The sequence below is a fragment of the Archangium primigenium genome, assembly GCF_016904885.1.
GTDB classification, from domain to species: Bacteria; Myxococcota; Myxococcia; order Myxococcales; family Myxococcaceae; genus Cystobacter; species Cystobacter primigenius.
Map to the genome: position 1 here is coordinate 3,082,772 of NZ_JADWYI010000001.1, position 14,570 is coordinate 3,097,341.

Below are 14,570 nucleotides of genomic sequence, written 5' to 3' on the forward strand. Positions count from 1 at the left end.
CATGAAGGTCCTCTTCTTTCCGCTGCTGAGCCCTGGCCACGTCAATCCCATGTTGCCCCTCGCGCGGGAGCTCGTGTCGCGGGGGCACGACGTGGTGTTCTTCGTGAACGAGGCGTTCGAGCAGGTGGCGCGGGCGACGGGCGCCACGACGCACCGGCTGGGCAATGGCCTGGCGCTGCCGTCGCCCTTCCAGGTGGCGCACGGCGGCCTGCCCCGGGTGAAGGACTTGATGGCGCCCTTGTTCGAGCAGATGCGTCAGGCCCTGCACGAGCTGCCCCACATGGTGGACGCGGCCCGGGCGCTGGGCGCCGAGGCGGTCGTCTACGATCCCATCGCGCAGTGGGGCGTCTCGGTGGCCCGGGCGCTGGGCGTGCCCGCGGTCCAGTTCGAGATGGCCTTCGCGCGAGGGGCGCCGTCGCTCACGCGGGAGATGAAGGCGGACATGGGCGGGCCGCCCCCCCTGGCGGCGTTGGGCGCGCTGGTGCGATTCAAATGGGAGGCCTGGAAGCTCCAGCGCGAGCGGGCCGTGCCCGCCATGAACGTCCCGGGAGGCTTCGAGGCCTTCGCGGACCTCAACCTGTTGTCCATTCCGCGCGGCCACCAGCCGGATGCCGAGCGCTTCGACGAGCGCTTCGTCTTCGTGGGGCCCTCGGTCGCGCCCCGGGGAGACCGGGGGGACTTCCCCCTGGAGTGGCTCGAGGGCCACCCGGTGTTGCTCATCTCCCTGGGGACGTCGTCCATGAACCAGCAGCCGGGCTTCTTCGCGGCCTGTGTCGAGGCCTTCCGGGACTCGCCCTGGCGCGTGGTGATGGCGTGCGGCGCGGGGGTGGACCCCAGCGCGCTGGCCGCGCCCTCCAACTTCCTCGTGCGCCGGTACGTTCCCCAACTGGAGGTGTTGCCGCGTGCCCGGGTCTTCATCACCCACGGGGGCACCAACTCCGTGCTGGAGAGCCTCTGGTTCGGCGTGCCCATGGCCGTCCACCCCACCGTGGGGGGCGGATGGATCGACCAGCCCCTGAACGCGCGGCTCGTGACCCGGCACGGCCTGGGGCTCACGCTCACCTCGACGGAGCCCCGGGCCCTGCGCGAGGCCGTGGAGCGGCTGGACACGGAGCCGGGCTACCGCGAGCGCATCGCGGCCTATCAGCCCACCCTGCGCGAGGGGGGAGGCGCCCCCCGCGCGGCGGAGGCGCTCCTGGCCTTCCTCGCGTCCCGCCGTCAGGCGGCCAGCAGATCGGTCGAGGCGCGCTCGGTGTAGCGGCTCAGCAACTCGGGCGTGAAGGCGGGATAGCGCACCCCGAGCGCGGCGAGCAGGGCCTGGGTCCGCGCACAGCCGAGGATCGACATGCGGTCGACCGCCAGCCGCTCGAGGATGGTCTTCCCGTCGGTCGCATCGGGCTCGAAGAGCGGGCGGACCGCGGCGAGGGCATTGGGCTCGCGCCGCTCGAGGGCGCCGTGGAGCCGCTCGATCCACTCCGACACGGGCACCAGGGGCAGGGGCTGACCCTTCGCGCCCATGTGCGTGACGAACTCCCGCCACGTGATGGGGGCGGGGTGGCTCATGTGGAAGATCTCCCCGCGGGCCTGCTCCAACCGGGACAGCCGGATGATGCCGTGGCTCACGCTGTCGACGGGGACGGCGGCCAGCTCGTGGTTCCAGTCCGGCGCCGCGCCGAGCTCCAGGCACCCCCGCAGCATCAGCCGGTACAGGTCCGTCGCGTCCCAGGCCCCCGTCTGGGCGTGGCCCGTCAGGAACGGGGTGCGGTAGACGGTGACGGGCAGGCCCCGGGCGCGCGCCTCGAGCACGAGCCGCTCGGCGACCCACTTCGTCTGCTCGTAGCCAAGCGCCAGCGGGCCGCACTCCCCGGGCGGCGTGGACTCGTTCACCGTGAGGGCCGCGTGCTGCGGGCCACAGAACACCCCGAGGGTCGAGATGTAGTGGAAGGGCTTGGCGCGCACCGCGCAGGCGAAGCGGAGCGCTTCCTCGGTGCCCACGATGTTCGAGGGCTTGAGGGTGGCGTAGGGGAAGAGGAAGTTGATCCACGCGGCGCAGTGGTGGACGGCGCCGATGCGCGAGGCCAACTGCGCATAGGCCGCCTCGGTGAGCCCGAAGCGCGGCAGCGACACGTCTCCGGCGAGGGCGCGGACCCGAGCGGCCCGGCTGCCCAGGGCGAGGCCCCGGCGCTCCATGCTCTTGGCCACGCGGCCGAGGGCCGCGGCGTCGTCGTGGGCGCGCACCAGGCAGGTGATGGTGCTGTCCGTCTGCTCGAGCAACTCGTGCAGCAGGTGATTGCCCAGGAAGCCCGTGGCGCCCGTGAGGAGGATCTCCGTCCCCTCGGCTGGCGTCGGAGCGGGCACGATGTCCGCCGCGAGCGTGGCGTCCGCCTCCAGGGGCGGGGGCGGCACGGTGTCCGCCGCGCTCGAGCCCGCGTACGCCTGGACCAGGTCTCCGAGCGTCCGCACGCTCGTCACGTCGACGCCCCCCTGGGTGAAGGGCGAGACGTCACACTCGTAGTCCAGGGTGACGATCACCCGCGCCATCGTCAGTGAATCCAGCCCCAAGGAGGACAGTCGGGTCCCCTCGTCGGTGGACTCGAGCCGCCGTCCTTCTTCCGCGAGGACTTCGTTGAGCGCCTTGCAGACTGTGTCCTTGATGTTCAGCACGTCAGGCCTCCATCGACCACCAGGGTTTGTCCCGTCATGAAACCCGCCGCCGGGGATAACAGGAATCGGATGACGTCGGCCATCTCGCCCACCTGGCCGACGCGCTTGAGCGGGGTGCGCTCGACGATCTTCTGGACCTGCTCGGACTCGAGCAGCTCCTTGCTCAGCTCGGACTCGAAGTAGCCGAGCGCGACCGAGTTGACGCGGATGCCTTGCGAGCCCATCTCCCGCGCGAGCCCCCGCGAGAAACCATCCACGGCGGCCTTCGTCGCGCCATAGGCCGCGGCGCCCTTGATGCCGCGCAGCCCGGAGACGGACGTGACATTGATAATGACGCCCTTGCGCACGCGCACCATGCCCGCCAGGCACAGCTGGGTCAGGTTCATCAGGGCTTCCACGTTCACGGCGAGCGCCCGGTGGATGTCCTGGGATTTGGCGAAGAGGAAGAGCCCGTCGGTGGCGAACGCCGCGTTGTTGATGAGCGCCGTGGTGGGCCCGAAGCGGCGCGTGCTCGTGGAGACGAACTTCGCGAGCCGGGGCGCGTCGGTGATGTCGCACTCCTCCCAATAAAAGGCGTCCGGATGCTCGGCCGCGCACGCGTCCAGGAAGGGCGTCCGTGCCCGGCTGAACGTCGCGACCGCGTGCCCGTCCGCGAGCAGGGCGCGCACCAGGTTCTCCCCCAGGCCCCTGCTGCCGCCACTCACGATGACCAGTGTCTTCTCAGCCATGATTCGTCCTCACGCGCGCCTTCTTCATGCGCTCGGTGGAGAGGTCCCGGTCCGTGACCGTCACGAAGGCGGGGACCTTGAAGGCATCCAGGGTGCTCCGGCAGTGCTCGCGCACGCGCTTGCGCACCTCCTCGACGCTCTCGGGTTGGGCGAGCTGGACCGTGGCCACGACGACCTGACCGACGACGGGGCTCGCCCGGCCCTCCACCAACACGTCGCGGATGTTGGGCAGGCCGAGGATGACGTTCTCCACCTCCTGGGGAAACACCTTCTGGCCGCCCACGTTGATGAGCTCGGACTGCCTGCCGAGGATGCGCACGTAGTCCCCCCGGACCTCGACCGCGTCCCCCGTGTCCATCCACCCCTCGGCGTCGAAGGGGGAGGGCGCGTTGAGGTAGCCGAGCATCGCCGTGCGCGCGCGCACGCGCAGGGTGCCCGCCTCGATCTTCGTCTCGAAGCCCTCGCCGCCGAGCTGGATCCACAGGGAGTCCTCGGCCTCCGAGCGCGTGGCGACGACGCCCAGCTCGCTCAGGCCATAGGTCTGCTTGATGCGCACGGAGGGCAGCGCCCGGTGCACCGCCTTGAGCGTCGAGGCGGGCATGGGCTCGGTGCCGTAGGTGATGAGCTGGAGCGAGGACAGGTCATGGCGCTCGTGGGCCCCGGACAGCAGCAGGACGTTGAGGAACGTGGGCGTGGCGGGTAGCAACTCCACCCGGTGCCTCGCGATGAGGGCGCAGATGGCCTCCGGCGTGCGGCCGTCCGGCGTGACCAGGGTCCCGCCCGCGGTGAGGATGCCCAACAGGGTGTTGATGCCCCCGGCGTGATCCAGCAGCAGGAAGCTCAGCGTGCGCCGGGGGGGCCGGGGCCGGGTGAACTTCTCGAGCATGCGATCCACGGCGTGCAGCATCGCCTTGGGCGTGCCGCTCGACCCGGACGAGAAGAAGACGATGCCCGCGCGGCCCTCGGCCCGCAGGCCGGCCAGCATGGGGTGGGGCTCCCCCGTCATGGACACCGGGTGGGCGCGCCAGGTGTCGTCCGCGTCGAAGTCGAACACGTGGGAGACCTGGGCGATCTCGAACGCCTGGGCGTGCTGGGCGCGCGCCGAGGTGCCCAGGGGCACGGCGATGTTCCCGTGCTCGATGAGCGCGAGCAGCAGGGCCACCGTGTTGGGCGAAAAATCGCCGCGCAACGCGACCCGGGCCCCCGGCGCGATGCCTTCCGCCACGAGCGCGGTCATGAACGTGTTCATGCGATCGACCAATTCGGCGTAGCTCACCATCGCTTCCCGGTGGATCAACGCGGGCGCGGACCCGAATTGTTCGAGTCGTGACTTCAAAAGGGTCATGGTCCGGATTCTGGGAGGAGGGCGCGCGGGCGCGGACGTCCGCGCGTGGCAGCATACCCACGGGGCTCTCGACCGCTCGGGCGGAGCGCTCGCCAGGACCCGTGTTCCCGCGCGCCCGCCCCCCTCGAATGACAGGTTCTGGACGGTCCGCGGCACCCGGGCCGCGCGGGCCTTCACCTCGCGTGAATTCCCCGGGCTCCGCTCGTGAATCCACCTGTCAGGCAGCCGACTTCGATAGGTACGGCCTATCAGACAGAGCGGGAGGATGTATTGGTCGCGCGGGGCGCCGGGGCGCATCTTGTGTCCATCGCCGTGAACCCCCGTGTCCCTCGGACACGCAAAGGAGCCCCGCGTCATGTCCACGAAAAAGTTCCTGACCACCGCCAATGGTGTCCCGGTCTACGACAACCAGAACTCCCTGACCGCTGGCGAGCGCGGCCCCATCGTCTTCGAGGACTTCCACCTCTTCGAGAAGCTCGCGCACTTCAACCGCGAGCGCATCCCCGAGCGGGTCGTGCACGCCAAGGGCTCGGGGGCCTTCGGCGAGCTGACGGTCACCCAGGACATCTCCCGGTATACGAAGGCGGCGCTCTTCTCGCAGGTGGGCAAGAAGACGCCCGTGTTCATCCGCTTCAGCACGGTGGGCGGCGAGGCGGGCAGCGCGGACACCGAGCGGGATCCGCGCGGCTGGTCCATCAAGTTCTACACGGAGCAGGGCGTGTGGGATCTGGTGGGCAACAACACGCCCGTCTTCTTCCTGCGGGATCCCTCGAAGTTCCCGGACTTCATCCACACGCAGAAGCGCCATCCGCGCACGCACCTCAAGGACGCGACGATGCAGTGGGACTTCTGGTCCCTGCATCCCGAGTCGCTCCACCAGGTGACCATCCTCTTCAGTGATCGGGGCATCCCGGACGGCTACCGGTACATGGATGGTTTTGGCAGCCACACCTTCAGCATGGTGAACGCGCGGGGCGAGCGCTTCTTCGTGAAGTACCACTTCAAGACGAAGCAGGGCATCCGCAACCTCGCCCCCGAGAAGGCGCTCGAGCTGGCGGGCACGGATCCGGACTACGCCCAGCGCGACCTCTTCGAGGCCATCGCCCGGGGCGACTTCCCGCGCTGGAGCCTGGAGATCCAGATCATGCCCGAGGCGGACGCGCTCACCTACAAGCACAACCCCTTCGACGTGACGAAGGTGTGGAGCCAGAAGGACTACCCGCGCATCGTGGTGGGCGAGGTGGTGCTTAACCGCAACCCGGACAACTACTTCGCCGACGTGGAGCAGGCGGCCTTCGCGCCCTCCGCGGTGGTGCCGGGCCTGGGCTTCTCGCCGGACCGCATGCTCCAGGGCCGCTTGTTCTCCTACGCGGACGCGCACCGCTACCGGCTGGGTGTGAACTACCACCAGATCCCGGTCAACAAGCCCACCAGCGCGGTGCACCACTACCACCGGGACGGTGCCGGGCGCACGGATGGCAACGGAGGGTTCGGGCACAACTACCACCCCAACAGCTTCGACGATGTCCAGGAGCTCAACGACGGGCACCTGCCGCCCTACGCGCTCACCGGCAACATGGGCCGCCACAACCACCGCGGCGACGAGGACTACTACACGCAGGCGGGCGACCTGTACCGGCTGATGAACGAGCCGCAGAAGGCCCTGCTGGTGAACAACATCGTGGGCGCCATGCGGTCCGTGCCGGAGTTCATCCAGAAGCGCCAGGTGGAGCACTTCAAGAAGGCGGACAAGGACTACGGCGCGCGCGTGGAGAAGGGGCTCGCCCAGGCCGTGGCCGGAGACCCCAAGCAGGTGCCGGTGACGAAGTAGCACCACCCCGGGGGGCCGCCCTCTTCAGGGCGGCGCCTCGCCGTGCTCAGCCCTCGTTGTAGCAGGGGCCGAGCTCCCGCACCTCGATGGTGGCCCAGTCGGCGGCGGGGCACTCCTGGGCGAGCGCCAGCGCCTGCTCGCGCGTCTCGCACTCCACCAGGAAGAAGCCCCCGATGAGCTCCTTGGCCTCCGAGAAAGGCCCATCGCTGATGACGCGCCGGCCCCCGCGGTGGGTGAGCCGGACGGCGTCGGTGCGCAGCGACTCGCTGGCCCGGAACAACCCGCGGGCCTTGAGGTCCTCGCCGAAGCGGATCATGCGATCCATCTTCTCGCGGCCCTCGTCCGAGGGCCGCTCGCGACGCTCCTGGGCGTTCTCCATGATCAACAGCATGTACGTCATGACGTGCTTCCTCCCCGCCCCCCTATCCCAGGTCTGACGCTCCAGCGGAAGGGCCCGCGGGGTTGGCCCCCGCGGGCGGGACGCATCCGGCCTACGGCTGCGCGGTGAGGGTGAAGGACTGGGCGAGTCCCCCGTTGCAGGTGCGCTGCGTCATCGGGGCGCTGTCGGCCGTCCCCTCCGTGGTCAGGCACTTGCCGCTGTGGCGGTTGACGAGGCGCCAGGTGCCCCCGGACTCGGACACGGGCTGCCACTGCTGGTTGTTGCCGTTGCTGTAGGACCACAGCTGGATGTTCGCGCCGTCGGTCGTGGACACGTCCTTCACGTCCAGGGAGCGCACGCTGTCCAGGCGGCTGTTGACGCGCATGTAGACGCCGCTCGTGGTCTGGAACTGGTAGTGCTGGGCCTGGGTGCCGTTGCAGGCGTACTGCTGGATGACGGTGCCGTCGGCCGAGGACGCCGCGCGCGCGTCCACGCACTTGCCGGAGCTCTTGCTGATCAGGGTGTACCAGGCCGTCGGCGAGATGGGGGACGTGGACGGCGGGGGCGTGGTCCCGGCCCCGCCCAGCCACTTGAGCCCGTCGATGAGGAAGCGGTTCTGGGTGTCGCTGGCGAACGTCGAGGACAGCCGGGTGTTGTTGGAGTAGTTCATCGCGTTGTGGCCGAAGTTCGCGTACAGCATCTTGAACTTCTTGTTCGTCCACAGGATGGGGTAGTCCCCGCTGTACCAGGACTGGTTCGGGTCCGTGCCCAGGGGGAAGCTCACCGAATCCACCGACGCGAGCACCTGGATGTCGGCGTTGCTCCGCAGGTTGTTGCTCCAGCCGTACCACTCGCTCACCGCGGAGGTGAACGTCGCCGGCAGGGCCGTGGTGGCGGGGTGGGTGCGGTTCTCCACCTTGAGCACCGCGGTGGTGGGGCCCCAGGTGTTGGTGCGGAACGCGCCCGAGCCGAGGAACTGGTGGTGGTACCAGCTCCAACTGTCCGGGGACGTGGTGAACGCGGAGACGTGGAAGCCCATCCACCCGCCGCCATTCTGCATGTACTGCTGGAAGGCCGAGCGCTGCGCCGCGCTCTGGGGCTGATCATCCAGGAACATCACCACCTGGTACTGGGCGAGCGTGGTGGGGTTGAGCAGGTCCCAGTTGGTGGTGGCCGTGTAGCTGAAGCCATGCTGCTCGGCGGCCTGCGGAAACCACTGGTTGGCTTCCTTGATGAAGTCGATGTGGGCCGCGTCCCAGGTGCCTCGGTAGAAGGCCAGGACCTTGAAGCTCGGCGTCGCGAGGCTCGGGCCCGTGGCCGCGTCCTCGCTCCGGGTGTCGACCCGGGCCGCCGCCGGACTCGCGGCGAGGAAGAAGCACGCACCGCCCATCGCGAACAGCGGCGCCCAGCGGTGTGTCCTGTGGCCTGCGCTCATGTGGAACCGTCCCTTTCCTGGGAATTGCCCACCGGTCCTCGAACGAACCGGTTTTGCGGGGATTACTTTGGATTCCGTTCTCGTGGCAAGGGGGATGTCCCGTGAGCGTCCGAGGCACATTGCGTGGGGCGCCGGACATGGGCATATCGGCGCCGTGACGGAATCCTCGACGCATCGCACGATCGCCGCGGTCTGGAGAATCGAGTCAGCGCGGCTCATCGCGGGCCTGACGCGCTTCGTGCGGGACGTGGGGCTCGCGGAGGAGCTGGCCCAGGACGCGCTCGTCGCCGCGCTCGAGCGCTGGCCCGGCGCCGGCGTCCCCGAGAATCCGGGCGCCTGGCTCATGGCCGCCGCGAAGCATCGCGCCATCGACCGGATGCGCCGCGACAAGCTGCTGGAGGGCAAGCACCAGGAGCTCGGGCACATGCTCGAGGTGCAAGGGCGGGGCGCGCGCGACCTGGAGACGGCGCTGGACGAGGACCTGGGCGATGACCTGCTGCGCCTGGTGTTCATCGCGTGCCATCCGGTGCTCTCGTCCGAGGCGCGCGTCGCGCTCACGCTGCGGCTGCTCGGCGGCCTGACGACGGGGGAGATCGCGCGGGCGTTCCTCGTGCCGGAGCCGACGATCGCCCAGCGCATCGTCCGGGCCAAGCGGACCCTGTCCGAGGCGGGCGTGCCCTTCGAGGTGCCTCGCGGCGAGGCGCTCACGGCCCGGCTCGCGTCGGTGCTCGAGGTCATCTACCTCATCTTCAACGAGGGCTACTCGGCCACCGCCGGGGATGACTGGATGCGGCCCGCGCTGTGCGAGGACGCGCTGCGCCTGGGCCGGATCGTGGCCGGACTCGTGCCGGACGAGCCCGAGGTCCATGGGCTCGTGGGCCTCATGGAGATCCAGGCGTCGCGCGCGCGGGCGCGCCGGGGGCCCTCCGGACAACCCGTCCTGCTGCTCGAGCAGAACCGCGCGCTCTGGGATCGCCTCCTCATCCGCCGGGGACTGCAGGCGCTCGAGCGGGCCGAGGCCCTGGGCGGCGCGCGGGGGCCCTATGCGCTGCAGGCCGCGATCGCCGCCTGTCATGCGCGCGCGGGCTCGGCCGAGCAGACGGACTGGACGCGCATGGCGGCGCTCTACGCGGTGCTCGCCGAGGTGGCGCCCTCGCCCGTGGTGGAGCTCAACCGGGCGGTCGCCGTCTCCATGGCCTCGGGTCCCGCGGCGGGGCTGGTGCTCGTCGACGAGCTGATGGCGGACGGCGCGCTCGAGGGCTACCACCTGCTGCCGAGCGTGCGCGGCGACCTGCTCTTCAAGCTGGGCCGCTTCGTGGAGGCCCGCGAGGCGTTCGCGCTCGCCGCCTCGCTCACGCGCAACGCCCGCGAGCGCGACCTGCTGCTCGAGCGCGCCGCGGCGTGTGCCCGGCCAGACCCGGCCTGAGCCGGGCGTCCGTCAGGGGGCGGCGGGGCCCTGGAAGCCCCGGGCGCGGAACGTCAGCACCAGCGTGTCCCGGTGGCCGTGGGCCTCCAGGGGCTGGATGGGGGTGCTCTCGTGGATGACCCGGGCGTCGTCGAGCAGCAGCGCGGACCAGGGCTCGGTCAGCGTGAAGCGGATGCCCTGGGGCCCGTCGGCCTCGAAGACGCGCGTCTCGCCGCCCTTGATGCCGTGGCGTCCGACGAGCAGCACGGCGACGAAGTCCACGCCATCGCGGTGCGCGCCCTCGGGCGTGGGCCGGCCGATGCCGTCCGTGGTGTCGATGCGGAACTGGTGGGCCTCGACGTACCACGTCCCCGGCCCCTTCATGGCCGAGCAGGCCGTGGCGAGCGCGCTCAAGAGCCTCGGCCAGACGGGCCGCGAGAGGACGTCGGCGGAGAGGGGCTCGAACCAGCGCTCCATGCCGCCATGCAGCGCGTTGTACTCGACGGGCTGCCAGTGCGCGCGGTGGGGCACGGGCGTGACGTTGTCGCCGTCGACGATGAAGCAGGAGTGGCGGCGCGAGCGGTAGCGGCCTCCATCGCGCAGGTAGGCGTCGGGGCGCAGATCGTCCCAGGTGGGCGCGAGGGCGTCGAGCTCGGCGGCGGGCAGGGCGGCCCACTGGCACAGGCCCTCCCGGCCGAGCACGGCATAGCCCTGCTCCCGGAGGACCTGGACCACCCGGTCCGGGGGCGTGAGGGGCGGCGAGAAGCGTGGGGCGGCTTCCGTCATGGCGTGGGCTCCGCGACCACCTCGGCGGGCGGAGGGGCGGGGAGCGCGCGCTTCTGGGCGTCGTCCTCCGCCGCCTGGCGCAGGGCCGCGAGCCCGTTGTCGAAGTCCTTGCCGAGCAGGGCGTCCATGTCCATGACGAGGCACATGGCCTTGCTGATGAAGTTCTGGGGCCCCTCCATCCGCCAGCGCACCTCCACGCCCTGGGCGGCCGGGGTGAAGGTGAAGGTGACGTCGTTGGTGGCCGCGAAGGGGCGGATGAACTCCAGCGAGACGCGCACGCGCGTGGGGGCCGTGCTCTCCACGATCGTCATCCGGCCCTCGCCCGCCGCGTCGTTGCCCGACCAGCCATAACGCGCGCCCGTGCCGCTCGCGGGCCCCTCGAAGGTGGTCTTCTGGTTCGGATCGACCTTGTCCCAGGGGGACCACTCGCCCCAGCGGTGGAAGTCATTCACCAGCGCGAACGCGACGTCTGGCGGGGCCTGGATCGTCGTGGCGCGCTCCACCGAGAACGTGGAGGGACGACTGGCGATGAAACCACACAGCGCCACGAGGGCGAGCGCGACTCCCAGGAGGATCTTCTTGAGCATGGACGGCCTTCGCGAGAACGGGAACGTGCGCGCGTCATAGGGGATGGGGCCTCGCGTTCGCAAGGGGGCGGCGGGTGGGCCGGAGACGGTTGTCAGTCCAAGGAGGCGGGCGGCGTCCACCTCGCACGAAAGGGGGCGCTTCATGTCCCAGGACAGATTCCAGACGAGTCGGGAGGTCTACCACCGCATCCGGTGGGATCCCCGGATCGACGCCCATGACTTCGTCATCGGGTACGACACGCACGGCGAGCAGTTGGAGGAGGTGGGCTTCACGTCCTTCGTCCCCGAGGGAGACATCCCCTGGCACCGGGTCTGGTACTTCCGGCGGGGGCACGAGCGCATCTGGGACCGGCGCGAGCGGGTGGATCGCACGGCGAGCCTGGGGGCCTCCGACGGAGTGCTCTAGATTTGCTCGCCTGCCCGCTCGCGGGGGGCGATGCTGGGCGCTTCGTCCCCTCACCGAGGAGTCCGATGTGAACGCCCTGCCCCTGCAGCACCATGGTCTCACCGCCAGCCGGCTCGTCCTGGGCTGCATGCACCTGGGGGGAACGTGGGACCGCTCCGCGCCCACGGCGGAGCACGTCCAGCGCGCGCACGAGGTGGTGGATGCGGCGCTCGCCCAGGGCATCAACCTGTTCGACCACGCGGACATCTACACCCTGGGCAAGTCCGAGCAGGTGTTCGGCCAGGTGCTCAAGGCGCGTCCGGGGCTGCGCGAGCGCATCCTGTTGCAGTCCAAGTGTGGCATCCGCTTTCCGGACGAGTCGGCGCCCGGCCGGTACGACTTCTCGCGCGAGCACATCGTGTCCAGCGTGGAAGGCATCCTCTCGCGGCTGGGGGTGGAGTCCCTGGACATCCTGCTGCTGCACCGGCCGGACCCCTTGATGGAGCCGGACGAGGTCGCCGAGGCGTTCCGCGGACTGAAGGCGTCCGGCAAGGTGCGGCACTTCGGCGTCTCCAACATGAGCGCGGGGCAGATCAAGCTGCTGCGCGCGGCGTGGGACGAGCCGCTGGTGGCCAACCAACTCGAGATGAGCCTGGAGAAGCTGGGGTGGGTGGAGAGCGGCGTGCTCGTGAACCAGCCGCCCGGCGCCCACGTGGGCTTTCCCGAGGGCACGCTCGAATACTGCCGGCTGGAGCGCATCCAGCTTCAAGCCTGGGGACCGCTCGCCCAGGGGCTCTACAGTGGCCGCTCCCTGGAGGGGCAGCCCGAGTCGGTGCGGGAGACCGCGGCGCTCGTGGGTCGGCTCGCCGAGGCGAAGCAGACGACCCGCGAGGCCATCGTCCTCGCCTGGCTGCTCAAGCACCCCGCCGGCATCCAGCCCGTCATCGGCACCTCCAACGCGGGCCGCCTCGCCGCGTGCGCGGATGCCTCGCGCCTCTCGCTGACGCGCGAGGAATGGTACGCCCTGTACGTCAGCTCGCGTGGCGCGCGGATGCCCTGAGTTATGGTGGTGTCCCTCATGACGGACACCTCCCTCGATCCCTCCTCGCTGCCCCTGCGGACCGCCGAGCCCGGCGCCAGCGTGCGGCAGTTCACCGAGACGTTCACGACCGCGCTCGCCCCGGAGGCGCTCTGGGCGGAGTTCACGCGGGCCCTGAAGGACTCGCGTGGCGCGGTGCTCTGGGCCCACGACATCTCCCAGGTGCGTGTGCTCCAGGAGCCCGTCGGGCAGGACTCGGTGCTCGTGGAGACCGTCCAGGCCACCGGCACCGCGCTGCACTACCGCCTGGTGCGCTTCGAGCCCCCGCGCCTGGTGCAGTACGCCGCGCTCCAGGGCCACGCGCTGGCGGGCGGGGCCACCATCACCGTGGCGTCGGAGGAAGGCCGGACCGTGCTGCGCTGGCAGGGCGAGTACCGCGCCTCCGAGGCCGCCCTCGCCGTGTTGGACCGCTTCCGCGCCGCGTTCTTCTCGCGCTTCGCCGACGCGCTGCGGCGGTTGGACGCCACGTCATGACGGACCTGCTCATCCGCGGCTGCCATGCGCTCGTGCCGGAGGGCTCCGGCGCGCTCGGGATCGCCCGGGACCAGGACATCCGGGTGCGTGACTCCCGGATCGTCTCCCTCCAGCCCACCGGGACGCCCCCCGAGCCCCAGGACACGGTCCTCGACGGGCAGCGGATGCTGGCGATTCCGGGGCTGGTCAACGCGCATGCGCACGTGGCGTCGGTGCTCTTCCGCGGACTGGCGGAGGACGTGTCGCTCGAGCGGTGGTTCAACGACTTCGTCTGGGCGCTGGAGGGCAACCTCACCGAGGAGGATGTCTACTGGGGCGCGCAGCTGGGCCTGCTCGAGATGATCGAGTCCGGGGTCACCACCGTGGCGGACCACTCCTTCTTCATGGACGGGGTGGCGCGCGCCGTGGAGGAAGCGGGCACCCGGGCCCAGCTCGGCTGGACGTCCTTCTCCAGCCGGGGCCCCGCGGCGCTCGCGGAGACGGCCGCCTTCGCGCAGCGGTGGAAGGACGGGGCGGGGGGACGCGTCTCCACGCGGCTGGCGCCCTATTCGCCCTACACGTGCGATGACGGGACGCTGCGCGCCGTGGTCGAGCACGCCACGCGGGTGGGGGTGGGCATCCACATCCACGCCGCCGAGGAGATGAACCAGACGCTCGCCAGCGCGAACCGGCGGGGCCGCACGCCCGTGCAGGTCCTCCAGGACACGGGGGTGCTCGGCGTGCCCACGCTCATCGCGCATGCCGGCGGGCTGATGCCGCAGGACCTCGATCTGCTCGCCCGTCACCGCGCGCACGTGGGCATCGCCCATGCGCCCAAGACGTCGCTCAAGCTGGGCCTGGGGCTCGCGCCCGTGCGGGCCCTGCGCAAGGCGCGCATTCCCGTGGGCCTGGGCACCGCCAGCGCCGCCAGCAACTACTCCTTCGATCTGCTGGAGGGCCTGCGGCTGCTCGCGCTCTCGCAGAAGCACGACGCGCTGGACCCCGAGGTGCTGCCCATGACCGAGGCGCTCGACGTGGCCACGCGGGGGGGCGCGGCCGCGCTGGGGCTCGGCACCGAGGTGGGCACCCTCGCGCCCGGCTACCAGGCGGACATCGTCTTGTTGGATCTCCGGGGAACCCACTGGCACCCCCCGCACAACCTGCTGGCGGGACTGGTGTACGGCGCGCGCGCCAGTGACGTGCACACCGTGCTGGTCGGCGGGCGGGTCCTCCTGCGTGACCGGGCGCCGCTCACGATCGACAAGGAGCGGGTGCTCGAGGAGGTGTCGCGCCGCATGGAGCGTCTGGCCCGGCGCGAGCCCGGGGCCCGCATCCAGCGCTACGCGCCCTGAGTCCCCGTGAAACCGGACGCGCGGCGTGCGTGCCGTGTCGCCCCTTGCTTGCCTCGAAGGGGCCATGCTACGCCGCCAGGCGGCTTCTAATCGCGATTGAGAATCATTCTCAAGTCGCCCA

The 14,570-nt window shown here is 70.8% G+C and carries 14 protein-coding genes; 7 read left to right on the forward strand and 7 right to left on the reverse strand.

The window, feature by feature from the left end:
• Position 1: 1 nt before the first annotated feature.
• Positions 2 to 1,258 (forward strand): macrolide family glycosyltransferase, encoded by a 1,257-nt coding sequence (locus tag I3V78_RS13065; RefSeq protein WP_204487664.1) that lies wholly within the window; start codon positions 2 to 4, stop codon positions 1,256 to 1,258.
• Here the strand turns inward: I3V78_RS13065 and I3V78_RS13070 are convergent.
• The 3 genes from I3V78_RS13070 to I3V78_RS13080 are packed head-to-tail and all read right to left on the reverse strand — an operon-like array spanning position 1,219 to position 4,737.
• Positions 1,219 to 2,664 carry an SDR family oxidoreductase gene (locus I3V78_RS13070; RefSeq protein ID WP_204487671.1) on the reverse strand — a complete coding sequence of 482 codons (1,446 nt, stop codon included), beginning with the start codon at positions 2,662 to 2,664 and terminating at the stop codon, positions 1,219 to 1,221. The genes I3V78_RS13065 and I3V78_RS13070 overlap by 40 nt on opposite strands.
• Entirely contained in the window at positions 2,658 to 3,392 is a 735-nt protein-coding gene (locus tag I3V78_RS13075; protein ID WP_204487673.1) for an SDR family NAD(P)-dependent oxidoreductase, read from the reverse strand. Before I3V78_RS13075 ends, I3V78_RS13070 begins: the two co-directional genes overlap by 7 nt.
• Complete coding sequence (locus I3V78_RS13080; RefSeq protein WP_239576405.1) at positions 3,385 to 4,737, reverse strand: class I adenylate-forming enzyme family protein; 1,353 nt, start codon at positions 4,735 to 4,737, stop codon at positions 3,385 to 3,387. Before I3V78_RS13080 ends, I3V78_RS13075 begins: the two co-directional genes overlap by 8 nt.
• A gap of 355 nt (positions 4,738 to 5,092) precedes the next feature.
• Here I3V78_RS13080 and I3V78_RS13085 point away from each other — a divergent pair, with 355 nt between their 5' ends.
• Entirely contained in the window at positions 5,093 to 6,568 is a 1,476-nt protein-coding gene (locus I3V78_RS13085) for a catalase (protein WP_204487675.1), read from the forward strand.
• Positions 6,569 to 6,614: 46 nt separating this feature from the next.
• Here I3V78_RS13085 and I3V78_RS13090 read toward each other — a convergent pair whose 3' ends face one another.
• Together I3V78_RS13090 and I3V78_RS13095 are read right to left on the reverse strand one after the other, a co-directional pair.
• The gene (locus tag I3V78_RS13090) at positions 6,615 to 6,968 is read right to left on the reverse strand and encodes a YciI family protein (protein ID WP_204487677.1); all 354 of its coding nucleotides are present in this window, start codon (positions 6,966 to 6,968) and stop codon (positions 6,615 to 6,617) included.
• A 91-nt stretch (positions 6,969 to 7,059) separates the two neighbouring features.
• Complete coding sequence (locus I3V78_RS13095; RefSeq protein ID WP_239576406.1) at positions 7,060 to 8,382, reverse strand: ThuA domain-containing protein; 1,323 nt, start codon at positions 8,380 to 8,382, stop codon at positions 7,060 to 7,062.
• A 154-nt stretch (positions 8,383 to 8,536) separates the two neighbouring features.
• Here I3V78_RS13095 and I3V78_RS13100 point away from each other — a divergent pair, with 154 nt between their 5' ends.
• A complete protein-coding gene (locus I3V78_RS13100; RefSeq protein ID WP_338023553.1) occupies positions 8,537 to 9,808 on the forward strand; it encodes an RNA polymerase sigma factor in 1,272 nt (423 codons plus the stop codon).
• A 12-nt stretch (positions 9,809 to 9,820) separates the two neighbouring features.
• Here the strand turns inward: I3V78_RS13100 and I3V78_RS13105 are convergent, their stop codons facing one another.
• Both I3V78_RS13105 and I3V78_RS13110 read right to left on the reverse strand, forming a co-directional pair.
• Entirely contained in the window at positions 9,821 to 10,573 is a 753-nt protein-coding gene (locus I3V78_RS13105; protein WP_204487681.1) for a 2OG-Fe dioxygenase family protein, read from the reverse strand.
• The gene (locus I3V78_RS13110) at positions 10,570 to 11,160 is read right to left on the reverse strand and encodes an SRPBCC family protein (RefSeq protein WP_204487683.1); all 591 of its coding nucleotides are present in this window, start codon (positions 11,158 to 11,160) and stop codon (positions 10,570 to 10,572) included. The genes I3V78_RS13105 and I3V78_RS13110 overlap by 4 nt, the downstream gene beginning before the upstream one ends.
• A gap of 142 nt (positions 11,161 to 11,302) precedes the next feature.
• Between I3V78_RS13110 and I3V78_RS13115 the strand changes: the two genes are divergently transcribed.
• The 4 genes from I3V78_RS13115 (at position 11,303) to I3V78_RS13130 (ending at position 14,449) form a co-directional block, all read left to right on the forward strand.
• Complete coding sequence (locus I3V78_RS13115) at positions 11,303 to 11,566, forward strand: DUF504 domain-containing protein (protein ID WP_204487686.1); 264 nt, start codon at positions 11,303 to 11,305, stop codon at positions 11,564 to 11,566.
• Positions 11,567 to 11,633: 67 nt separating this feature from the next.
• Positions 11,634 to 12,605, forward strand: a complete 972-nt coding sequence (locus tag I3V78_RS13120; protein ID WP_204487688.1) for an aldo/keto reductase — start codon at positions 11,634 to 11,636, stop codon at positions 12,603 to 12,605.
• Positions 12,606 to 12,623: 18 nt separating this feature from the next.
• Entirely contained in the window at positions 12,624 to 13,118 is a 495-nt protein-coding gene (locus tag I3V78_RS13125) for an SRPBCC family protein (protein ID WP_204487690.1), read from the forward strand.
• Positions 13,115 to 14,449 carry an amidohydrolase gene (locus tag I3V78_RS13130; RefSeq protein ID WP_204487691.1) on the forward strand — a complete coding sequence of 445 codons (1,335 nt, stop codon included), beginning with the start codon at positions 13,115 to 13,117 and terminating at the stop codon, positions 14,447 to 14,449. The genes I3V78_RS13125 and I3V78_RS13130 overlap by 4 nt, the downstream gene beginning before the upstream one ends.
• Positions 14,450 to 14,570 lie beyond the last annotated feature (121 nt).